General features: G+C 37.4%; 19 protein-coding genes. 7 read left to right on the forward strand and 12 right to left on the reverse strand.

What is annotated here, in order from left to right; translation table 11 throughout:
• Nucleotides 1–129: 129 nt before the first annotated feature.
• Nucleotides 130–2430, reverse strand: coding sequence for a patatin-like phospholipase family protein (locus C9J41_RS19075; protein ID WP_107261950.1), 2301 nt, complete (start codon nt 2428–2430; stop codon nt 130–132).
• Nucleotides 2431–2597: 167 nt separating this feature from the next.
• The gene (locus C9J41_RS19080) at nt 2598–4598 is read right to left on the reverse strand and encodes a replication initiator protein RctB domain-containing protein (RefSeq protein WP_107208293.1); all 2001 of its coding nucleotides are present in this window, start codon (nt 4596–4598) and stop codon (nt 2598–2600) included.
• A 1357-nt stretch (nt 4599–5955) separates the two neighbouring features.
• Here C9J41_RS19080 and C9J41_RS19090 point away from each other — a divergent pair.
• The 3 genes from C9J41_RS19090 to C9J41_RS19100 all read left to right on the forward strand — a co-directional run bounded on the left by C9J41_RS19090 (nt 5956) and on the right by C9J41_RS19100 (nt 10346).
• Nucleotides 5956–7170 (forward strand): AAA family ATPase, encoded by a 1215-nt coding sequence (locus tag C9J41_RS19090; RefSeq protein WP_045085008.1) that lies wholly within the window; start codon nt 5956–5958, stop codon nt 7168–7170.
• Nucleotides 7171–7177: 7 nt separating this feature from the next.
• The gene (locus tag C9J41_RS19095; RefSeq protein ID WP_045085007.1) at nt 7178–8152 is read left to right on the forward strand and encodes a ParB/RepB/Spo0J family partition protein; all 975 of its coding nucleotides are present in this window, start codon (nt 7178–7180) and stop codon (nt 8150–8152) included.
• 100 nt (nt 8153–8252) lie between these two features.
• Entirely contained in the window at nt 8253–10346 is a 2094-nt protein-coding gene (locus tag C9J41_RS19100; RefSeq protein WP_107294900.1) for a tRNA(Met) cytidine acetyltransferase TmcA, read from the forward strand.
• An 830-nt stretch (nt 10347–11176) separates the two neighbouring features.
• Here the strand turns inward: C9J41_RS19100 and C9J41_RS19105 are convergent.
• A complete protein-coding gene (locus tag C9J41_RS19105; protein ID WP_233217825.1) occupies nt 11177–13129 on the reverse strand; it encodes an EAL domain-containing protein in 1953 nt (650 codons plus the stop codon).
• A 269-nt stretch (nt 13130–13398) separates the two neighbouring features.
• On the opposite strand from C9J41_RS19105, the gene pdxH reads away from it, so the two are divergent.
• Nucleotides 13399–14034 (forward strand): pyridoxamine 5'-phosphate oxidase, encoded by a 636-nt coding sequence (gene pdxH, locus C9J41_RS19110; protein ID WP_107208290.1) that lies wholly within the window; start codon nt 13399–13401, stop codon nt 14032–14034.
• Between the two features lie 41 nt (nt 14035–14075).
• Here pdxH and C9J41_RS19115 read toward each other — a convergent pair whose 3' ends face one another.
• The gene (locus C9J41_RS19115) at nt 14076–14792 is read right to left on the reverse strand and encodes a PAS domain-containing protein (protein ID WP_107208289.1); all 717 of its coding nucleotides are present in this window, start codon (nt 14790–14792) and stop codon (nt 14076–14078) included.
• A 372-nt stretch (nt 14793–15164) separates the two neighbouring features.
• Entirely contained in the window at nt 15165–15596 is a 432-nt protein-coding gene (locus C9J41_RS19120) for a hypothetical protein (protein WP_107288030.1), read from the reverse strand.
• 592 nt (nt 15597–16188) lie between these two features.
• On the opposite strand from C9J41_RS19120, the gene C9J41_RS19125 reads away from it, so the two are divergent.
• Nucleotides 16189–17451 (forward strand): tetratricopeptide repeat protein, encoded by a 1263-nt coding sequence (locus C9J41_RS19125; protein ID WP_107294901.1) that lies wholly within the window; start codon nt 16189–16191, stop codon nt 17449–17451.
• Nucleotides 17452–17509: 58 nt separating this feature from the next.
• On the opposite strand, the gene C9J41_RS19130 is transcribed toward C9J41_RS19125, so the two are convergent.
• From C9J41_RS19130 to C9J41_RS19145, 5 genes are all read right to left on the reverse strand, one after another.
• Nucleotides 17510–17875, reverse strand: coding sequence for a DUF333 domain-containing protein (locus C9J41_RS19130; protein ID WP_107208286.1), 366 nt, complete (start codon nt 17873–17875; stop codon nt 17510–17512).
• Nucleotides 17876–17906: 31 nt separating this feature from the next.
• A complete protein-coding gene (locus C9J41_RS19135) occupies nt 17907–18170 on the reverse strand; it encodes a DUF333 domain-containing protein (RefSeq protein WP_107208285.1) in 264 nt (87 codons plus the stop codon).
• A 317-nt stretch (nt 18171–18487) separates the two neighbouring features.
• Complete coding sequence (locus C9J41_RS19140; RefSeq protein WP_233217824.1) at nt 18488–18859, reverse strand: DUF333 domain-containing protein; 372 nt, start codon at nt 18857–18859, stop codon at nt 18488–18490.
• A gap of 66 nt (nt 18860–18925) precedes the next feature.
• Nucleotides 18926–19063, reverse strand: coding sequence for a hypothetical protein (locus C9J41_RS21825; RefSeq protein ID WP_158259685.1), 138 nt, complete (start codon nt 19061–19063; stop codon nt 18926–18928).
• A gap of 219 nt (nt 19064–19282) precedes the next feature.
• Nucleotides 19283–19738 carry a hypothetical protein gene (locus C9J41_RS19145; RefSeq protein WP_107208284.1) on the reverse strand — a complete coding sequence of 152 codons (456 nt, stop codon included), beginning with the start codon at nt 19736–19738 and terminating at the stop codon, nt 19283–19285.
• Nucleotides 19739–19814: 76 nt separating this feature from the next.
• On the opposite strand from C9J41_RS19145, the gene C9J41_RS19150 reads away from it, so the two are divergent.
• Both C9J41_RS19150 and C9J41_RS19155 read left to right on the forward strand, forming a co-directional pair.
• Entirely contained in the window at nt 19815–20477 is a 663-nt protein-coding gene (locus C9J41_RS19150; protein WP_107208283.1) for a CatB-related O-acetyltransferase, read from the forward strand.
• A 430-nt stretch (nt 20478–20907) separates the two neighbouring features.
• Nucleotides 20908–22113 (forward strand): acetate/propionate family kinase, encoded by a 1206-nt coding sequence (locus C9J41_RS19155; protein ID WP_107294902.1) that lies wholly within the window; start codon nt 20908–20910, stop codon nt 22111–22113.
• Nucleotides 22114–22400: 287 nt separating this feature from the next.
• On the opposite strand, the gene C9J41_RS21750 is transcribed toward C9J41_RS19155, so the two are convergent.
• Nucleotides 22401–23039 (reverse strand): hypothetical protein, encoded by a 639-nt coding sequence (locus tag C9J41_RS21750; protein WP_146151680.1) that lies wholly within the window; start codon nt 23037–23039, stop codon nt 22401–22403.
• A 141-nt stretch (nt 23040–23180) separates the two neighbouring features.
• Entirely contained in the window at nt 23181–23804 is a 624-nt protein-coding gene (locus C9J41_RS19165) for a hypothetical protein (RefSeq protein WP_107294903.1), read from the reverse strand.
• Between the last annotated feature and the right edge of the window lie 479 nt (nt 23805–24283).

The following is a 24283-nucleotide window of genomic DNA, read 5'->3' on the forward strand; positions in this document are numbered from 1 at the left end:
GACAAAGGTTATATCGGTAATTATTTTGCCATATACGTAGATATATTTGTCATAACAATGTAAATACACAACATATTCAAAATTAAAATAAGCAAGGTTAAGTAAATTTACTTAACCTTGCTTTATTGATTACCACGAAGAGCCAAGAGAAAGGTAGAACGAGTTATTGCCGTCTTCTGCTTGACCATAACTCAAGTAAACAGGACCTATAATAGAGTCAACAGCAACATAAACACTGCCTGCAGTCACTGCCGAGCCCCAAGACATTTCTGAAGATTTAGCCCAAACTCCCCCATGCTCTAAAGACCCTCCCACATAAACAGGTAATTTAAATGCGCCAAAGTTATTATCCATGACACGATAACGATAGACAATGCTAGTAAATGCACTGTAACGGCCATTTAACTCGTAACGGTGATAACCAGATAAATTAAATAAGCCACCTAACGCCTGAACAAATATCGGTAATATTTCGTCTGAATCAGATCCAGCCGTTTTCGCATTTAACACCAAGGTATGTCGATCATAAGTAAACGGTTTTTTAATCGATAAGTTATAAAAAGTGGTATTGCCATTTACTTCACCCTTATCTTTATACTCACTGGTTGTTTGGTTATAACCCGTGGTTGCATTCGCATATAGACCTTTTGACGGAAAATAGAAACTATCTAAGTCATCATAAATTAAGTTTATATAAGGGCCGTGCACGAAATAATTCTCTTTATCTCGTTTTGAAAGGACCGTGATAGAGCCTTTTTGAACACTGTATCCAAGAACTGCTTCTGCTGATGATTTTAAATTCCAACCAATAGCAGCATAACCATTAACATGTCGATATTCAGTTTCGATATTAAACCGATCATCACTATTCCCATCGACATAATTAATAGTAGGACGATTGAATTTCCTTACCTCGTTACTTGCACCAGCACCAATTTCTGTAAAAAATTGCTGTTTATAATCGAGTGGGAAATAAAATTCAGTATTGATATTTTTCCAACTACCTAATGAGAACTCTGTTAGCCACTCTCCCCCTTTATCAGTGAGATCGGTATATAGATATTGAGCACCAAAAGAGAAGTTTGAACGATTGACAAAATCATCTTCGAACGCCAAGGTAAAGTTTAAATACCCCGGTCCCCATGATTTTTCATTAATATCCATATCAAGCACGTTTTCGCCGTTTTCTTGCTTAATTTGGTAAGTAATTCGACCATAAACATCTTCACTTTGTAGTCGTTTAACTGCTTGCTCTAATTCTTCATTAGAAATTACTCGACCAGTTTTTAAATCCAACTGAGACAATAAGGTTTTTTCAGGTAAACGGGTATTATTCTTTATTTTTATCTTATCAATGTAATAAGCAGAAGCTGCGGTTAATTGGCTTCGACGATTTTGTTTTTGTTTAATATAAGCTTGATAATCGTGATCTGATAATTGATAACGAAGTAATTTTGGTAGCGAAGCCGTTGCCACTTTCCTTCCCGCTAAATATGCTTTTTTCATTTGATCAAAATCAGCGGCAGTCATAAATGACACATCAGGCTGGAGATATACATCACCTTCGGCCATGAGACTTTTTTGCAGATCAGCACTCGCATTGGTCATATAAGTCGTTAACTGCGAAACAATATTCAACGCACTATCAAGATCTTTACTTGGCATTAAATTATCACGTAAATCAACCGCAATAATGGCATCAGCACCAAGCACTTTGGCCACATTAACAGGCATATTGTTAACAACACCACCATCAACCAATAGTTTCCCATTTAAGTGAACCGGCTTTAACGCCCCTGGTACTGTCATTGATGCTTGCATTGCTGTCGCTAAATGACCTGAACTTAATATAACAGGTTTCACTTTAGCAATATCGGTAGCTACACTTCGATACGGGATTGCGAGCTGATCAAAAGATTTTAAAGCAGGAAGGTTATCAGTCACATCTCGTAGAATTTTAGCAAATCCTTGACCTTGAAATGCGCCTGAACGCGATTTAAATTCACCATTCAGGTCGAGACCAATATCAGTATGTAATTGATATCTATCACTTTGCTGCTTTCTACGTAACGTAAGATCGTTACGACTAGCACGATCGAGGTAACCTTCTTCCCATTTAACACCAAAGGTACGACGTTTTACTTCTTTAGCACTTAACCCCATGGCGTACATACCGCCAACATAAGCGCCCATACTGGTACCGGTTACGATATCAACAGGAATGCGGTTTTCTTCTAGTACTTCCAGTACGCCGATGTGAGCAGCTCCTTTTGCACCACCACCGCTAAGAACAAGTCCAATCCGTTCTCGATTCAGTTTGGGACGTTCATCTACACTCGCATACACTGTAAGAGACTGTACACTGAGTGCCATAAATAATACGGTTTTTATTATTCTATGCTTTTTCAACACCATGAAGTTCCCAATCATTTAGCGCTATCACAATGAAAATATTTTAACCAACGAGTTCCTCTCATCGTTAAAATATTCACTAAAACTACGAATCGCTTAATAAAATACACTAAATACTAAATATTCCGTTAATAAAATGAAAAAAGAGCGTACAAAACGCTCTTTTTCTTTCTAACGCAACAGCTTTAAATGCCTTTGGCGACATCATCAAGTGCTTTTAAAACCTGCTCATTAATATGGCCTTCATGGACAAGTTGACAGACTTTTCGTCTAACAGCTAAGCCTGAAATTAAACGTTCAATCGATAAATGACGTTCGTCTTGGCGACTGTTATATAACTCAACGGTACGACTTAAAGTTTCATAACTGACTTTTTGACCAGAAACATATAACCAATCTAGCTTCTCTAAGTATCCGTGGCACTCTTCAGTAATAACTGATGATGGATGACCAGTCATTGCAGATAAAGCCGTTATGCTTCGCTGGAGCGCTTCTGGTGAGGTATATTTAGATAACACAATCGTTAATTCATCTGCATTAATCTCAACAAGATGCTTACGCAACTTAATACGACGCCCTAATCGGCCTTTCGGACGCGGTGCCTTTCGCTGAATCGGTTCAAACTCACCATCAATAATGGCGGATAATTGTTCTAATTCTTGCTTTGGCATGATCTCATTACGTAACGGGTTTGGCATTGTTGGTGCCATCGTACGCTTACCTTCATTGGTCGTTTTAGCACGTGAATATCGGATCACTTCATCAGCATCACATTTAATATCAATACGATAATCTGTGTAACGTTTATCAGGCTCTTCAGCACTGATCGTTAAATGGTATCCCCATAAATTCACCGCAAATATCGTTTCTGTTACTTTTCCTTCAGCTAATTTTTTCAATTCTCGAATAAGATCAGAAGAAAAACGTCGCCATTCAATATTTCTAGCAAGCTTTTGATTTAAATCACTTAAAAGCATAGAGTCATTGACACGACGAGACATGCGACTACGGAAAAAAGTATACAACTGAAACACAAGCGTATGCTGACGTAAAATTTCAGGTGGAAACAAGAAAAAATAATCGCGTGTTAATAGTTCATCAAAAAATGACGGTTCCCACACCAAAATATACAAATTAGGTTTGATCCTGATCTCACCATCTTCCCCTTCTTGAGGCGCTTCTTCTGAAGCCGTGATCGTTCTAGCAATAAAACGAAAACGATCACTCTTAAACCCTTCAGGCATATTTTCACTTAGCCAACGACCAGTGAGTTCGTGTAATTGAAAATCAGTAAATTCAATACGATCAATACTTTCTCGAATAGAATCGCGTGCCGGGCCACTGTCTTTTTTGCCTCGTAGAGCCAAAATATCAGTGATATAGACTGGCGTCTTATTTACCATCGATCGCGCTTGAATTTCATAATCAGCGATATGGTGATCATGGTACTGAACCGTTAGGGTAAACAACGCAAACAGTGTCATGAGATCATCCACCGTCATGATCGACTTTGATGATCGTGTCTCAATGATCGCTTTCGTACCACTGATCGCAACCATTGATTTTTGATAACTTTTTTTAGTTCTCGGTGGCGCTAACGCTTGATCAATGATCCCTGCCCAGCTGGTTGGTGAAACCACAATTTGATCAGCTTCATCAGGCATACTAGGTGGGGTGCCTAAACCATGTTCTGTCAGTAAGCGTCGATTAACATGATTTTGTGCTAATGCTTTTGAACGTTTTTGTTTTTCTTTTTCTTTAAATTGGTCTGATTGTAAACTCCCCGTGCCCAATTGAGAGATCAGCAAAGATGGATTGATGAAGTGATGCAGCATGGTTTTACCGGCTAAGCCTTCTTCGAACCTTACAGGCTGCTGATTAAATAAACCAACACTCACAGCTGCACGTAAACGTTGCTGAATTGCCGCTCGCGTTAATTGACCTTCCGTTGCTTCAACAAGTTCAGTTGTTGATACATAACCATCTTTGCTTGATAAACCACGTAGCGAAATAATATTGAGCAATTCAATAATACTTTTGGTGACCCCTTTGAAATGTTGATATTGCGGAAGCCAATCGACAAGATTTGAATGGATCAAAAATAAATGACCATCTTTGTGCGATCTAGGGGCTTCGATCAATATTTTTTCAATTGGGGCATTTTCACTATTACGAGGTTGTTTCATTTGTCATTGGCCGTAGATTCATCATCTTTCCGCAAAGATTAATAGAAAAAGATCAATAAATAAAGTTTTTTATTTAAAGATTTTTAATACTGATCTTTATGATTAATTCTGATCTATTTGATTAACTGATCTAATGATCTGGTTCTATTTTACAATGTAACATTTTGTTTTAAAAGAAGATAAAATAGTGACGTTACGGAACAATGATCATGGTTTTATCGGAAGTGTGATCAACAGTTGATTGAAAACATGATCATCATAACATAGGAAGCATGATCATCTTGATTCTGAAACGATGATCAACATTCAATTGAAAGCATGATCATAATAGATTCAATGCTTATTCACAGGGTTATCCACAGTAATCCTTTATCTGTATTGATTGATCTTTAATTTCACGCTGTAAAAGTCATTTATTAAGGTGTTTTTAGTCGGAACAATGATCATGTAAGTGCCGTTCGAGCCATTTTGTTTAAATTCTATTCACTTTTTAAATTCGGATAAAAAGTAATTACCGCGACCATAACGATTAATCCATATTACATTGATTCGTTATGTTGCTAAAGAAGTGCCTATTTTGTCGTTTAATATTAGGAAAAATGATCAAGTAAATGAATCTGCATTTCAAATATCTGTACTATTTATTCAATATTGACCTTTTGGACACCTTCTAAGGGAGGTTTTGTGTGCTAAACCCTTATTGAACCTACATTCACCGTAACTTATCACCTTTCGATCATGCTTCCGTAACTATTGTTGTAAGGCGCTAGCGCCTCCCTTTTACCTTGATCATTTTTCCTGAAAATTTGATCTTATAATCGATTGAAGTTCTGATTTATATTGCCGTTAGAGCACTTGATCATCGTTTCGTGATCGCAGCTATTTTCTCGGAACAATGATCAAGATTTTGTTCGCTCTATTTCGACTTTTAGGTGATGAGATCTGGCTTTATTTGCTATTTCATAATTTTTTTAATGAAATAGCTATGAAATTATTCAATTTCATCATAGTGTTAGATCTTATCGTTATTTGTCTAATTTTAGCTGTATCTGAAATTGAAATAACATCTCCCGTAACTTAGCTTGTTTTTCTCATGCTTCTGTAAATAGCTAGCTAAAATCAATTTACATTGTAAAGTTGTGACGCTGTAACATTTTAAATCTGTCTCTTATTTCGAGTAGTTAATCACATAGTTAACGTCATAAAATGTTCAAATATTTATCTCATATCTGCTTTTATCAAACATAAAGCTTTTTGACTTTAGATTAATATCACACTGATTGTTCAGCTTTTTATTGTTATGTTCTGTGTTTGTTGTACAATATTGCTCAGTCTATCATCATGGCGAAGAGTGATAATGAATAGGGAACAGACGATCCAAAATTTGCTCAACATTGCAGAGCAAACAAAACAAGTACAAGCGGACCGAATTGAGATTGTTTTAGAAGAGCGTCGTGAGGAGCTATTCCCTCCGATGTCTAAGGCTTTAATGGAAACACGCTCAGGGTTAACAAGACGTAAACTTGATGATGCAATTTCTCGTATGGAGGCTGATGGTCATCAATTTACGAAAAATAATGCTAATCACTACTCTATTACATTAGAAGAAGCCCATAAGCTGATGAAAGCGGCAAAAAAACCGGCTTTTCATGAGAGAGAAGGAGCTGGCCGTAAACCTTGGGTTGTTAATGTTCAGAATCAGAAAGGTGGTACGGGTAAATCAATGACAGCGGTTCATATCGCTGCTTGTTTAGCATTAGATTTAGATAAACGCTATCGTATTTGTCTTATCGACCTTGATCCACAGGGTTCATTACGTCTGTTTTTAAACCCTCTTATAAGTGTGGGAAAACAAGAAACGATTTATTCCGCTGTTGACGTTATGCTTGATAACGTACCTGATGGCGTTGAAATGGATAAAGATTTCTTAAAAGATAATGTGGTTATGCCAACCCAATATCCTAACCTTAAAACGATAGCGGCCTTCCCTGAAGATGCGATGTTTAATGCTGATGCATGGCAAGATCTTGCAGTAAATCAAGACCTTGATATTGTTCGTTTACTCAAAGAAAAAGTCATTGATCCAATTGCAGATGAGTTCGACATTATTATGATTGATACGGGTCCTCACATTGACCCACTGGTATGGAATGCAATGTATGCATCTAATGCGTTAATCATTCCTTGTGCTGCAAAACGTCTTGACTGGGCATCTACTGTTAACTTTTTCCAGCATTTACCGACTGTTTACGAGATGTTCCCTGAAGATTGGCATGGTTTAGAATTTATTCGTTTAATGCCGACAATGTTTGAAGACGATAATAAGAAGCAAGTTTCTGTGTTAACTGAAATGAATTACCTGCTTCGTGATCAAGTTATGATGGCAACAGTGCCACGTAGCCGTGCATTTGAAACTTGTGCTGATACCTATAGTACGGTATTTGATTTAACGGCAGCAGAGTTTGAAGGGGGTAAAAAGACCCTTTCAACCGCCCAAGAGGCTATTCAACGCGTTGGTTTAGAACTAGAACGCGTTATGCATAGCCACTGGGCAAATCTTAACGAGGAGTAACTAACAGATGGCTATTAAAACAACTGATCTTAATGCTCGTCTGTTCGGTAAAGCGGACAAACGTCGCGCGACTAATGTAACAGAAGCACAAACAGCTGCGCGCGATAAAGCTGCTGTAATAGAATTAGCGGTAGCGGGTGAAGAAACAGTTGCGTTTGAATTAATCAAAATTAATGCAGATGATGTCAGTACTAAAACCACTGTTTTTGCTGAGAATGCACGTGAACAAGCATTTTTAAATGAGCATGCACTCGCTGATATATTATCGACATTGAAAGATCGTGGACAGCAATATCCCGCTGTTGGTCGTTGGTTAGATGATGGTCGTATTGAAGTTTTAGACGGTAGCCGCCGTCGAATGTCTTGTATTTTAGCTCATAAAGATTTCTTAATTTATGTTGCTAAAGGCATTAATACTGAACACGCTAAATTTTTATCTGACGTCGCTAACGCTCATAAACCGTTAAGTTTATTTGAGCGTGGTAAAGAGATGCAACATCTCCTTGATAGTGGAAAAGTTGCGGATCAAAAAGAGTTAGCGCGTTATTTACAATGCAGTGAAGCCCTGGTGAGTGGCGCTTTAAAAGCGGCAAGTTTACCGATGGAATTGCTGATGGCTTATCCTAGCGTTGGCGAACTTGGCCGTCCTACGATAGTTAAACTTCACCGTGTGTTTTTTGGCTTAGACGCTGAACAACAGAAAAAGATGATTGAAGAGCTAAGTGCAGAAAATACGGCACTTTGGAAAACAATCAAAGCACAAGGGATCAGCCGTATTACTCGCGAAGTGACGGTTAAACTTGAAGAGATGGGTGATGCACTTCAGCCAAAAGCTGTTGTTGAAAAACCAAGTTCTCAAGAGCTTATTAAAGGTAAAGTAAGTTATACCCGCGATGGTGATAAGTTACAGTTACGTTTGAAAAAAATGAGCGATCGCCAAGTCAGTGACATTCTTGATTATTTAAATGATTATCTGAAATAATCAATTCTTATTAAAACCACGCACTCTAGCGTGGTTTTTTTTCATCTCAATTTTGTTTCACATGTTATGATCTCAGCAATCATGTTGTTCAGGTTATTGTATGTTATCACTTCTTCCTACGTTTATTTCTAAGCTTCATGGGGACTCTCTTGCAGCTAATTGCCGTCGACTTGTTATTGTTGAAGGTGATCTTTGCTGGTCAACTCAGATCACGCAAGTATTTTCTGAACACTATTCAGCGATGCTTTGGGCGGGTGATAATGCGCCTGACTCTATGCTTCATTGTCCTTTTAAAACAGCGAAAAAGTGGTTGGGACAAGAAACAGATTGTATTGCAATTAACGCTCATCACGGTATTGATGCGAATGTTATTGGTGCGTTGTCCGGCACAATAAAAGGGGGTGGGGTAATGTTATTACTCTTACCTCTTGGATGGAAAAGCGATGCTAATATTTCTCCATTTATGAAGCGGCTATCATTATTGTGTGCAGATCCTGATGTGATTACGTTATGCCAAGATACGCCTATTCCGATATTTAAACCTTGGATTCACCAGTCACCTAATAGTGTTGATTTTATCTCTAGTGCTCCTCGGTTTTGCTTATCGCAACAACAAGAGCTTGCGGTAGATGCCATTATCAAAGTTGCTGTTGGTCATAGGAAGCGCCCGTTAGTTTTATCGGCTGATAGAGGGCGAGGTAAATCGTCATCGTTAGGTATTGCTGCTGCCGAATTAATGCTAACGCGTAAAATGAAAATTGCGGTGACGTCTCCTTCTTTTTCTTGTGCATCTACCGTTTTTTCGCATGCCCAGCAACGCTTGGTTGACGCTGATACCACTCACCCTCATCGCTTATTATGCCAAGGGAGTGAGCTACATTTTATTGCGCAAGATGTTATTTGTGATGTTGCAGATAATTATGATTTTATTCTTGTCGATGAAGCTGCAGCGATTCCTGGTGATACCTTGATCGCGCTATTGAATAGACATAATCGGTTAGTCTTTGCCACGACGATTCATGGTTATGAAGGGACAGGGCGTGGTTTTGAAATTAAATTTAAGCAAGCCCTCAATAAAAAAATGCCGCAGTGGAAAGCGCTTCATATTGAGCAACCTATTCGTTGGCAAGTCAACGATCCGTTAGAGCAGTGGGTTTTCAATGCATTACTGCTTAATGCAGAGTACCCAACAATAGAGACATTATCTGATGCGACCATTTCTTATGAACGCGTTACTAAGTCAGAGCTTGTTGCCAATAAAAATTTATTGTCTCAAATAGTTGGTCTATTAATTCATGCCCACTACCAAACCTCTCCCAATGATGTTCAACAACTTCTTGATGATGCTAGCCAACACCTACTCGTCGCCCGTACGGAACAACACGTGATTGGTTGTTGTTTGCTCGTCAAAGAAGGCGCGTTTGATGAGGATTTAGCGCAAGCGGTTATGCTTGGACAGCGAAGAATCAAAGGGCATTTATTAGCGCAATCTATCGCAGCACACCTAGGTTTAAAAGCGGCAGCGAAACAGTCTTGTTATCGAATATTACGTATTGCTGTTTTACCGGCACTTCATCGTCAGGGGATCGGTCATCAGTTATTATCTCGTGCTGAGAAGTACGCTTTGTCGTGCCGCGTTGACTATATTGGTACAAGTTTTGGTGCTTCTGATGAACTAGTAAATTTTTGGCATAACGCAGGTTTTACTCCTATTCGTTTAGGCATAAATAGAGATGCGGCCAGTGGGCTTCATTCATTACTCTGCGTTAAGGTATTCAATCCTTACTGCTATGATTCTTGGTTCAATGATGCTGCTCTTTTATTTTCTGCGAGTTTTTGCGCTCAAAGAGTAGAACAGTTTCAACAACTGGCACCTGAATTATTTCTTCGTTTATATAGAAATGGGAAGACTCATCCAATTGATTATCAACTTCCTGAACCCTTTATTCAGTCTCAACTTAAAGGCTTTTGTTTGGGGGCGTTAGGATATGATTATGTGGTTGCAAGTATTGAAACAAGGTTATCATCTTATTTACTAAGTGATGATTGTACTCGAAATGAAGAATTGTTTTTTGTAATCGCAAAAGTGATGCAGCGCCAAGCTTGGACTGATGTTATCTCTACGTTCAAATATACTGGACGAAAACAAGCAGAAAGCATTCTTCGCCAATTTGTCAGCGAGAATCTTATCTAGTGATGGCTTCGATTTTGGGAGTACTGTTTACAGTGTAAATTGTTTCTCTCTTTTATTTACAGTGTAAATTGGATATTCACTTTACACTGTAAATTACCCGTTTATTCTTTTCTTACTTCTTACTTCTTACTTCTTACTTCTTACTTCTTACTTCTTACTTCTTACTTCTAAGCGCCTCTACAGAACTTGCCTGGAATATTTTCTTTTTATCGTAGAATGATGCTTTTTATTTCTTCGGTCGAAAAATATTTTTATATTAATTTGTGGCGTTTGGAAGAGGTAGCTGATACTCACTTATTTAATTGAAAGGTTGGGTGATAATGTATGTCCTAACTGTAAACTACATATGCAATCTAATGTGTATGTAATTTACAGTGTAAATATTTAAATTGATGACGAGTATTTACACTGTAAATACAATGAATGATGGTTAATTGTTTATTAATATTTGCTAGATGCTAGATGCTAGATGCTAGATGCTAAAGTTGAAGTGCTATATTTACACTGTAAATGAAGAACCAGTTCTTACTCGTATGATTTTTCGAGAATGAATTATATTGTGAAAATCGATAAGACGATAAAAGAAGGGGTAACAATTAAAGCATTGATAGGTTGGGACTTGAAAGTGCACTTATTTGCCGTTGTCCAATTCAAACCGTGATTAGAGTGATTAAAATAAGGCAGAACCTTCACCTTGCTTTCTTGAAATTAAAAGCTGTGATAACGATTTGCATCCTATAAGTTGAATCAGTTAGATAATAAATAGAAATAAAAAAACCAGTACAAAGGTACTGGTTTTCGGGGGAAATAATATTTACAGTGTAAATGACCTACGCCGATTCTAACTGTGTGTATTTTTCAGTAATAAAGCCTTGATAACCACTTACGAATAAATCAGATAACCGTTCTAACTGTGTTTCTGTTTCAACGCGAGTTGCAATAGCCTTAATATCTAAACTATGTGCGGTTCGACATATAGAAGATAATACATTTGATTTTGTTTGGTCATTTAATTGATAAGTATATGCGTAGTCGATCTTGACGTAATCAGGATTGATTTCTTTTAAGTAATTTAATGATTGAAAATGACGTCCATAGTTATCTATTCCCACGCCAAAGTGGTAGCGTTTTATAATACTGCACAACAGGCTTGTCGCATCAGTGTTTCTGATACAACTGATTTCTTGTAATTCAAAAAATAGTCGAGAGGCTATCTGCGTATTATTACTCAATAGTTTATCTAACCAGCGAGTAAAACTCGGATCGCCAATACTGCTGTTAGTGATGTTTATTGCAAATGGACCTATTGTTCTATCGGCATTAAGTCGGTTAACTATGGTTACGATGACATGTCGATCAAACCAACTGCCGATCTTCAAATCTTCTATAGCACCTAAAAACTGACCAGCTGAATAAAAGTTCTTATCTTTTTGTATCGCGGTGAAAACCTCATAATGGTAAACACTTTTATTTTCTAATGTTGCAGGCTGAAATTTATATTGAAATAAATCTTCATTTATCGCTTGCTCCAGTAATTGTTTCCACTGTTGTTTTCCTAAGCTGTTATGGCTATTAGGATCTTTTATTAAAGCAATGGATTTATGAGGAGTAAGCTTTGCTTGTGTTAATGCGTTATCTAATTGGGTTAATAATTGGCTTGGCGTAATTTGCGCTTCGTTATAAACCAATCCAATATCTGTGGTTGATGGGCTAACTAAATTTGAATTATTAACGATATCATCAAATATTTTAAGCACCATTTTTCCAAGCAATTCTAACTTTTCAGAAGATAGGTTAGGAATAAGAATGGCGAATTCATCACGAGATAAGCGTGCTATCGTGGTGTAATTATAATTAATGACATCATTCAAACGTGCTGCGATTTGCTTTATCAGTTTATCACCCGCTTGATAGCCTTCCTGCTCATAATAATCACTGATTAGCGTTGTTTGGATTAGTGCTAATCCACCTTTATGTGATTCATCCAACCAAGAGCTAATTTGATGGATAAAGAAACTTCGATTGCCTAAACCAGAGATAGGATCAAGATAAGCTTGTTCTCGCAGTTTTACGGCTTCGTTTGCTTGACTCTTAAAGTTGACATCTAATTGATAACTAAGCTTATTAAAAGCTCTTACTATTGTTTTAATATCTGATTCATCAGGCAATGCTAAAGGTGCTTGATTGAGATTATCTATGTTATACGCACGGTTGGTTAGCGTGCGTAACGATGTGAAATGCTTTTTACTAATAAAGTAAATCGCGCAGCCACCAAGAAGCATGAGTAATAAATGTGAAATAAGGGTGTTACTAAATAACTGCCAATATTTTGTATATGCCCAGCGGGATGACGCGCTCAGGGCTAGGATACCGACATCAAAATTGTCATTATTTATTATTCTTTTTTCAATATGTTCTGGGATCTTAATTAAAGATTGAAACCATTGTGGAACATTAGTGATATCACGGTTATTATCTATTCGTATCAAAGGTGTTGAATCGGCAAGTAACAACGATGCGTGGTTATATTGTTGTGCAGGAAATAAATAATTTAGCGTATCAACAAGTTGTTCTTCTTGCTGTCGTGAAATTATTAAACTGTCAATAATTGATAATTTATCCGGTAATGTAGTAAGCGCACGATTTATATCTTCATGAGCTGTCGCTATATGCTGATCACTAATTACATGATAGCCAGTATACAACTGCGTACCTGCAGAAATGCCAAGTATAGAACACATGAGTGTTGTAATACTTATTATTTGTCGTTTAAAGAGTGTCATAGTCTGAGCACCAAAGTAGAGTACTAGCCCAACATAAACAGTAAAAGAGAGATATCTTATGCTGACTAAATCATTGATTTTGTATTAGTCTAATTTATCAAAAGTCGCATCTTGCAACTGTACTCTTTGTTATTTATTGTTGAAATTCGATAGATGTGTCTATTTGTTTTTGCAAACAAGACTAATATTCATAAGAAAATAGTGTTTGCTTCCAAAAGGAAGTCACAATATTGTAGAGAATAAATTATTTATACTTTATGGAGATAAAGATGGAGTTGTCCGATATTCGCAGGGAGTATGCCAAAGGAGGTCTACGACGAGATGATTTACCGAGTGATCCACTCGTCTTATTTGAACGATGGTTAAAGCAAGCAGTAGAAGCACAGTTACCTGATCCCACTGCAATGACGGTTGCTACCGTCGATGCTTCTGGACAACCTTTTCAACGTATTGTTTTACTAAAACACTTTGATGAGCATGGCTTTGTATTTTATACCAACCTTGGTAGTCGTAAAGCTCAGCAACTAGCCATTAATAATAAAATCAGCTTGCATTTCCCATGGCATATGTTGGAAAGACAAGTACATATTACCGGACATGTTGAAGCGTTATCAAAGCGTGAAGTGCTAAGCTATTTTTCTTCTCGTCCAAAAGAAAGCCAAGTTGCAGCATGGGCGAGTAAACAAAGCCAACGCTTAACAGCAAGACAAGCATTGGAAGGGAAATATTTTGAATTGAAACAAAAATTTCTAGCAGGAGAGGTACCTGTACCTACCTTTTGGGGAGGCTTTCGCGTTAAATTCAATTCGATTGAATTTTGGCAAGGTGGCGAACATCGTTTACATGATCGTTTTTTATATCACGATAATAATGAAGAATGGACAATTGATCGATTAGCACCATAACAATAAAGAGCAGATAACTACTCTTTTATTGTATGGAGTATTTAATCTTTTAAAACAATAGACAACTGTGTTTTCAACATACTTTCTGGAATGTTTGAACCATAACCTAATTCTAATGCCAAATCTAAAAGCTCACCTTTAGAATTGGCATTAAACTTCTCTCGTAAGCGCAAAACATAATTCTCAATTGTTTTGACAGAAACACCTAATGTATTCGCGATATATTGCGGTTTCTTCCCATGCAATAGAAGAAATAATACTTCAGATTCTCGAGTATTTAATCCAATGTCTTCCTTTTTGATGTTGATTCTTAACATAGAAGAATTTTTTTGCTGTTGAGTTATCCCTATAGCACGGCACAACCAATGTCCAACTTCTAATACAGCTGTGTCTGTTAACTCAATACCTGAAAAAATAGTCCCTATTACTTGATTATTATGATCACGCCATGGTGTTTTAGTAAAAAGGTGAGCGCGCCACTTACCATCATGATAAGGATGAATATCAAGCACACGAATTGTTCTCTCTGTTTCTATTACAATTTGATCTTGTTCAACATATTTATCTGCGTAATCTGTCGATGTTATAGGCATTTGATAATCCGTTTTACCTATACAATCTAAATGATTATCAAATCCAACCATTCTTCCATACTCAGGATTTACATAAACAAATGTTGAATTGATATCTTTGCAACCCCAGCAGCCAGGTAACTGATCAAAAATTTCGGGTGAAAATGAGGCGTTTTTATTATTCATATATTGCCTAAAAATACAGTCAGCGAAAACATTCTAGTCACTTTATCGTATTTGTAAATATATAGGTAATAAGATGCTTATATATTAGACAAAAATATAAAAAAAGCCGGCCAATATGGCCGGCAAAACAAGAATTGGCTCTAGGAGCATAATTCTGTACGACGTGTAGAAGAGATAATCAGAAAAACGAAGTGAGGTACATTATCGTTTTCGCTGATTTATCCTTTTGGATAATGCTCGTTTTCTAGGTGAAATCACCTTAAATAACGAACAAGCATAACTATAACTAAGCTTCTATTAACAAAATAGGGGGGAAATCACCTATTGACAAAATTCTAACTCTCCTAACTATCTTCTAACGTTATGACACATTTAAAGCTGATGTCTCTGCCAGTTAAGTTTAAAACCAAATTTGATACGATTATCTGTCATTTTTATTTCATTTAATGCTATTTGCCAGATTGAAGATGGCAGATTTTTCGCTATCGGAAATTTTGCATAATATAACGCTAATGCTTGTTGTTCATTGCTTGAATCGATCAAATTAATCTGACCAGAAAACTGTATACCTTGAATATCACTAACGTCATTAGGTTCAGGTGCGATAGTACCTGCAATATGGTGGTTTTTTAGCATTAGGCTTCCATGACGTGTCTCTGGAGAAGTCATGATATACAGCATCATATGGTCACTATCGAAAACATAGTAGCAGTTAGCACTCCAAATATTATCGTTAAAACTAGCGCATAATGTCAGTAGATGGTGCTCGGCAATAAAGTGTTGAATATGTTTTAATTCGTTCATATCAGTGCCCCTATTGTTTTATTTCGTTAATGATTACCCTACCTGCTTGATAAGAACAATATACACAACAGATTCTTTCATACCATAGATGAATTAACTCTTTGTTTTTATAACGGAACGATGATCATGTGAGCTGAATTAACGGTCAGTGTCAAATGGACTGGAAAGATGATCAAGGATGATCCTGTGAGTAAATCAGACAAAAATAAAGGAAATCAGCGACTTTTTAATACCTATTTTATGAATATGAATTCAGTGAGCGTCGAGAGGTATGGAAGCATGATCATGGAATATTCCGACATGGAACACTTGTAATTCCCGCGATCTTAAGTCAAGAAAGAATGAATTCAGACAAGGACCTATTAGGTGATCCGTGCAGGTAAAGCCTGACGAGCTCCTAAGATTATTCTTTTGTCTTTAAAGGGCGTGCTCGTAGGTGGTGAGTCAGGTTTAGTGGTGTATAGAGTAATAAAATAATTGAATACTCGTTTAAATCGCAATATTGGCAATGAAAATACTGGAACAATGATCAAGGTCTAATGGTTATAGACAGTGACTTTAGTTTATTGTGTCTTAGCCGATAATCACTCCTATGCGTCCGCGACTTGAGTTAGTGATTATGTTTGATGTTACTTGGCTGTTTATTATTCCTATTATCGTTTTAGGCTGGTTAATTTCACGTTACTTTGCTACCAGAAATATGCAGCAGCAAGAAAAGCAGCAGCAAATACTGAAAGACATTAAATATAAACAAGTATTAGAGAAGGCCAAAAAGGCGGAACGAGAAGAAAAAATTTTTAAAGCCAGTACAGGGCATATACCGAGTCAATTATCTTTAGCAAAAGAATGTGAGGTGACGAATCCTGTTGCGGCAATTGAGTGGTACGAAAAAGCGGCAGCGCAAGATAATGAAATGGCGCAATATGCTTTGGCACGTTTGTATCGTCGAGATCCGTTGGATCAACAAGCAATGCTAAAAGCCAATTACTGGCAAGCGTTTATTGATGTAAAGCAAAAATCACCTGAATCACAGTTTCATTTTGGCTTGTTACTGATCCAAGGCAAAGGGGTAGAGGCTGATCCTACTTTGGGTATCGATTATATTCAGCAAGCAGCAACTGAAGAGTTTCTTCCTGCTGCACTGTTTCTTTCTGATTGGTATGTTGCTGAAGAAACCGATCATTACTTACCTCAACAAGCCTTTTATTGGCGGATACAAGCGGCGAAACACAATGATCTTGATGGATTAATGAAAACAGCATTTTGTTATAAAGTTGGATTGGGGGTTGAAAAGGATGTGGATCGTGTCAAATACTGGTTAGAGCGCGCAGCGGAACATGATCATCCAGAAGCACAATATCTTGCAGGTAAAATGTATTTAGGCGCGTGTGCAAATAATGCCGCGATTGCTTATATTTGGTTTTCAATGGCATATGCTGGCGGTTATAAAAAAGCAAGAGTAGTAAGAGATGAAGCCGCGCCTCTCATTGGTATTGAATCGATCCTCAATGTTCAAAATATTGCGAAGGAAATCTATAAAATTCTAAAGAAACAGCCTGTTACTCCTCATTCGATTATTACTTTATTAGACAATTGCTATGGCCGAAAAGGGTATCGTCCAACCCTTGCTGATATTGAATCATTGGGCGAGACTCACGATGACATGAGTGATGATCATGAAACATCAATAAAAGAAGAGATAGCAATATCGATGACAGAGGCTAACGCGATAGAAACGGATAATTCAAACGAAAAGCCAGCAATGAAAGTGGATGATTGGACGACATCATGGGGATCATCGTCAGATATGATGCTTCAAACAACATCGATAACTAGCGATGAAACAAAGAAGTAAAACGAAAACAGCTCAACCACTGTTGAGCTGTTTTTATTTAATATTATGATTCAGAGGACTAATATACTTTCGGGTGTTTATGGTGGTGTTTTTTACAAGAGCCATTATAAAAGGATTTCAAGCTACATTGCGTACCTTGTTTATTAAAGTGGCACTTATTACCAATAGCAGTCCCTTTGTGTTTTACACAATAGTTCACCCATTTTTGTTTCTTGTCTTGTGCATGCTGTGAACATTTACCTTCTTTGTAAGCCCACTCATCACACATTTGACCGCTAGGTAGGCGGCAGTAACCTTGGCCATCAACAATAACGGATTGACCACCATGGTGTTCACAATAGATAGAAGCAGGATTTCCGTGCGGACCGCCAGCACAAGCGGCCGTTGAAATTAATAGTCCAATCAGTAATAAAAACTTTTTCATGTTAATTTTCTCTTTTTAATAATGACTGAAATTAGTACAAAATTGGTTTGTCAGCAGCGGGTTTACACTCACCGCGTAGATATTCCCATCCATCACATTGGCTACCGTTCTTGAAATGACAGACGCCAGCTTGGCTACCATCTTCATTCGTTGTGATTTGATAATTGCCACCGTGTTCAACACAGTATGTTGCTGCTGGATTTGCCATGTTTGCAGTTGGTTGAGTGGGTAGTGTTTTACAACCAACCAATGAGGCTGAAGCAATAAGAGAAAGTAGCAATAATGTCTTTTTCATAATCTAATCCTTATGTAAACGATGGCTTCGTTTTTATATCCATTCACGTGATGAATGATTTGAGCGTATTGTGTATTTAAAACACTGTTCGAATGTCAGCGGAATGACAAAAAATAACTCTCAGTAAGGTTGCCGGTTATTTAATGGTGACGGATAGTAAATGCTTCATTGACGATAAATATATATGATTAATGGCTAATGTACGGTTATAAGGAAAGGGGAAATAAGAGGAAAAGCTTGAAGATAAAAAATACAGCTTAACATTTGCTAAGCTGCATTGTTTAAAAGTGATTAATCAGGGGGAAGAGATTAATTACTTAGTAAACGCGATTACCTTTTTTACGGTTACATTTGTGATTGTAGAAGTCTTCTAGATCACATGTTGTATTCCATTTAGCAAATTTACATACATCACCGGTTGCAAACCCACCTTTTTTAACACAGTGGTCGACTAATTTTTGTTTATGCGTTTTACCTGAAGGTTTACATTGGCCTTTCATAAAGGCGTATTCTTCACATGAGCTACCGTCGTTAAAGACACAGTAACCTTTTTCACCATCGCCACCCATTGGAGTACGAATTTCAACATGACCACCATGTTGTACACAGAAATCGGATGCTGGATTACCAAACGCAAAAACAGAGCCTGAAAGCAGTAAACCAACAACAAGTAGTAATTTTTTCATCATTAACCTTCCGATATTAATAATAGAGCAATTGGACAATCAATTAGTGTGTTGAACAACCGTCCATGTCTAAGCATTGACCGCCATGATCAACACAATACGTTGCTGCAGGGTTTGCCATGTTTGCATTGGATCGAATAGGTAATGATTTACAGCCAACGAATAATGTTGCAGTAAGTAGAGAAAGTAAGAGTACTTTCTTTTCAAAATCTAATCCTTGTTAAACAATAGCCTCGTTTAATCGCGAGTATTCAGCAACTGAATGTGTTTTATTCATTGTTAATTAAAAACATCGTTCAAATGTCAGGGGAATGAAAGGGTCTGGTTATCTGGCTGTGAAAAAAGTATGTGAATTAAAATGAATTTGTTAATTATCAGTAGGTTACTAGAGCAAGGAGGAAGGTGAATCTTGCTCTAATAAAATCATTAGGCGTATTTATTAATAAATGTTGTCAATATATCAAGGGCGCTGTTATCCCCTCGTTGTTCTGCCAGCAAATAATCATAAATCGCATTTTCATGATCAGCGACTAACGTAAATAAATAGCGATGCTCTGTAGCTTCATCAGCCTGTTGTTGGTAGCGCTGCTGATAGGGAGCAACCCATGGCACCATGGTATCGACTAACTCTTGCCAAGGTAATGCAAGCCATTTATTAGCATCGGCAAGACCTTTATTCTCCATATCTTGATCGTAATCAGGGCAAGGGTGTCCTAACGTTTCCAGTCCATCCTTTAAACATTGCGCCGTGAGTTCCTCAACCTTTATTAATGTTTGCCATTTGTTGTTATGGCTATCGTCACTATACTTTTCAGCAAAGGTCTTAAAAAAAACAATGCCATAAAGTTCACCTAAATAAGCGTTATAGAGTTGAGCAATCATTGTGGTTATATCCAAAAAGGTTAATACAACATTAATAATACGCTTTTTACACCAATAAACACAAAGAAGGTTTGATATGGAATCCTCTATTTTTCCCTCTTGGTTAGGAGGGTATGAAATTAACCGTTATATCACTAATCCTAATATTAAAGTTGGAGATTACAGTTATTATTCTGGCTACTACCATCAGCACCATTTTGAAGATCAATGTGTTCATTATCTACTGGGTGATAAATCCACGATTGAAGCTTGGCAGTCAGGTATTTTTGGTGATGTTGATCAATTAATTATTGGCCGTTATTGCTCTATTGCCACAGGAGTCGTGTTTATGTTATCGGGTAATCAAGGACACCGACATGATTGGATCTCGACATTCCCATTTGATTTCCAAGAATTTGGCGATGGCGTCAAAACTGGGATCCAACGAGCGGGCGATACGGTTGTTGGTAACGATGTTTGGTTCGGGGCTGAATGCGTTATTTTACCTGGCGTAAAAATAGCTGATGGTGCCGTGATTGGTACTCGTGCCGTTGTAACAAAAGATGTTGAACCCTATTCTGTTATGGTGGGTAACCCATCGCGATGTGTTAAAAAACGATTTACAGAGCAACAGATCGCTTTATTGCTAGAGATGCAGTGGTGGAACTGGCCAAAATCTGCATTAAAAGCAGCAATGCCGTTGATGTGTAGTACGCAGGTCGATGAACTCTATCAATATTATTTAGATAACATAAAATAATATTGTAAGTTTAAAACTTATTTTTAGTTACTTTATAAAAGCATTCCTTTTTTGATGTGCTTCCTTTCTATATATGCCTTTTTGTTATTAGTTTCAGTCTAATTTGAAAAAATTACATTGATTTACAATTATTCAATGCTGAAAATGTGTATTTTATGGTTAACTCTACGGTAAATGATCAACTAAATTTGAAATTCAGATGAATTTTTATGCTTTAAAAATCGATTTTTAGTTAAAAAATTGATCTGAACCAGTAAAAATTCAATTTTTAAGTTTTTTTTAAAACAAAAGTTGAGATATTCAAATTAAATTGAGTAAGATGGTTGAGCCAGCTTGTTGACAGATACCTTTTTCGACATTTTCAGTGAGCTAGCTTCAAGGTGGATAGTGATATCCGAAATTTGCCCTTAAAAATATTGATGAGATAACCATGAGCAATTCTTTAGTTCTTGTAATCAATTCTGGTAGTTCTTCACTTAAATTTGCTTTAATTGATACTGTCAACGGTGAAGCTACGTTAAGCGGCCTTGGTGAGTGCTTCGGCCTCCCTGAAGCAGTGGTTAGCTGGAAAGTCAATGGTGAAAAGCACGAATACAAGCTTGATGGTTTAGATCATCACCATCAACAAGCGATTGATCGTATTGTCGATTTAGTCGACGAACTTGGTCTAAAAGAAAATATCGTCGCTGTGGGTCACCGTGTTGTTCAAGGTGGTAACTTATTTGATCATACTGTTAAGATTGATGAAAAAGTTATCGCTGATATTGAGTCGCTAAGCGATCTAGCACCACTACATAACCATGCACACGTTATTGGTATGCGTGCAGCAAGCAAAGCATTCCCTACATTATCTCAGTATGCAATTTTCGATACTGCATTCCACCAAACAATGCCTGAAAAAGCATATACTTACGCAATTTCTCAAGAAGTTAGCAAAGAGTACAACATCCGTCGTTACGGCTTCCACGGCACAAGCCACTACTTTGTAACGCGTGAAGCAGCGAAAGTCGTGAATAAGCCAGTTGACGCATCAAGCTTTATTTCTGTTCACCTAGGTAACGGCGCATCAGTATGTGTGGTTAAAAACGGTGAAAGTATTGATACATCAATGGGCTTCACGCCACTTGCCGGCTTAATGATGGGGACACGCTGTGGTGATATCGACCCAAGTATACTTGAGTACTTATTAAAGAAAGGCTGGAGTAAAGAGCGCCTAGAGAAAGAACTCGTTACGAATTCTGGTTTCCTTGGTGTTTCTGGCTTTACAAGCGACTGTCGCGGCATTATTGAAGCAATGGAAGATGAAAGCCATCCTTACCACCACGGTGCTAAGCTCGCGTTTGAGCTATTTACGTACCGCGTAGCAAAATACATTGCATCATACATGGTGGCACTTGATGAGCTAGACGGCATCATTTTCACTGGTGGTATCGGCGAAAACGCAATGCCAATTCGTAGTGAAATTCTACGTTTAATGAAGATCTTTGGTTACCAAGAAGATATAGAAGGTAATACCGCTGCACGTTTTGGCGCACAGGGTATTATCACTAAGCCAAATACACCACTAGCAATGGTTATCCCAACCAATGAAGAGTGGGTAATTGCAAAAGAATCAATGGCGCTATTGCACGCATAAGTGACAATGACGTACTAGATTTCCGAGTGGAACGGCTCGGACGATACTTTGGTTTGGAACCCCAAAGTATATGGAACGGAAAGACGGCTCTTTGCTTTTGCATCGAGCCGTTTTTTCTCTGGTTGTTACCAGAAGGTGTCATCAATTCTCTGAAGTTATATATCCATGAGCTAACTCATTTTTGGACAGAAACTGCTTAGATTAATTGCTCTATTCTGTTAAGTAGATATTAGAAAAAGTATGGATAGGTGTCGCCTGCGCGACACATATCCTTATTTTTTGCATGCCTATTGCAATGCGTCCCATGACCTGACTCGTTCACGAATTTTTGCCATAGCTTGTTCTACAGATTGAGTCATGACTGTTTGGTTTTTTTCTGCATCTTCCCAGTAGTCTCTTTTTAGATCGTTAGGAGAACGTAGTTCATAGTCGATAGATTCATGATGAGCTGTCTTATCGATTTCTAAAATTGATTGATAAATATCTTCGGTAAAAAATGGTCGTTTCGTTTCGCGTACCTGAAACAAAGCTTTTCGAGCTTCGTATAATCGGTCTAAACGTTTATTTTTTCTTTCATCTTCAGATTCATTTAGGTCTACATGATCAAATATCGGACGTAATTGCAGCGTAGCGGAACGAAGCTCAACCAAGCATTCTGTCAATTGGCTAAGTACTTCGTATTCTTTTTCGAAACGATAGCTGTGAGTAGAAATTCTAGACATTAATGCCGCTTTAGTTTCTTCAAGTTGAGTAGCATAATCAATTTTAACATCCTCAATTTTCTGAGTAATATCGCCAATATCTTCTTTTGTAGCTATATTTTTTCCTTTTTCATTTGAATAGCTAAACAATAACTTCCTAAATAGAAATAGACACCCAATCGCAATTAATACAATTACCTGTAAAGTAATGTTCACCAGTTCCATAATACTCCTCAGCTTCCTTGGTATATAACGCCCTGTTAATGTGAGCAACGCAATACCAATGCCGCTGCATACTACCTTACACACTAAACGCACCGAATAGTAAAAATGCTACGCGCTGCAAATCGCTCTTATAATGCTTTGTTATATTTTTAATACGGCCATCAGTAAACAGTAATTTTTAACGCTTTTACAGTGCTCACCCATCCAATACGCAAATGAGGTACTTTTTTGCCAATTAGTACCGACTAAACTGCTATGGATCGTACTATCAGGCGTTGTAAGCAAACCATGAGCAGTGACTTGTTCTGGAACATTGTTTCGTCCACACCACCATTCAGGCATCGACCGTTTCCATTTTGTTTCTAACCAAACGTCAGATAAAGCTACCACATATTCACTTTCATACTCAGTAACCCCGTTATCATTGAGGAACTGCTTATCATCATGATGAAGACGCTTTATATCTCTTATAATTTCTTTCTTTTTCTTTGTATGAGATAAGCGCTTTGCCTCGATGAAAAAAACAGCTTTATGCTTAGGAGAGAAAACAAAACCATCAATATGCTCTTTTTTCTCAACCCAAGGAAACTCAAGCCAAGAGACTGCCATATCATCGTCCAGACATTTCATTAAGGCATTTACGTAGATATGAACTTGATTAGCTTCAGTAAAGCCCGTACTTCCTCTCGCAGGATAAAAACTTTCTAGCGTTCGAGTATAGGTTGATATCATTTCATCAAATGACCGAGAAAATATATGGTCCATCAAAACCTCAGAAAAATATAACAGTATATTAATAAACACTCTTATTTATGCGCAAAAACATACTTATAAATACGTTTATTATACTCGAAAATAATCTATATATATCATAATGTTGATGGCGATTTTTTATACCTAGTGCTTTGTAAGAAGAGGTGAAAAGTAAGAAATGCATTTAGTCTAACAAGTTTAATAGGGTACTTCTGGTTTATGAATTGCTACTGGTGAATGCTTTGAACCGTTTTGATATAGTCAAGAGACCTAGCTCATTCTTGGACATTTCTGAGCTAGCCATGATAGCTAGCTCGTTGTTGTCGGATAGGCGGCACTCGTTACCGAGTGCCGCCCTCCTAAGAACTGTAGTGGTCAACAAATACTAGCCACGGTTTTAGAGGTTAACCAATATAATCGTTCTGATTCATTCGGTGTTAATCCGCCATTATATTGATGTGGTCGTAATTGGCTGTAATAACCAATAATAT

It is taken from the genome of Photobacterium sp. GB-50 (assembly GCF_003026755.1).
Classification (GTDB): domain Bacteria; phylum Pseudomonadota; class Gammaproteobacteria; order Enterobacterales; family Vibrionaceae; genus Photobacterium.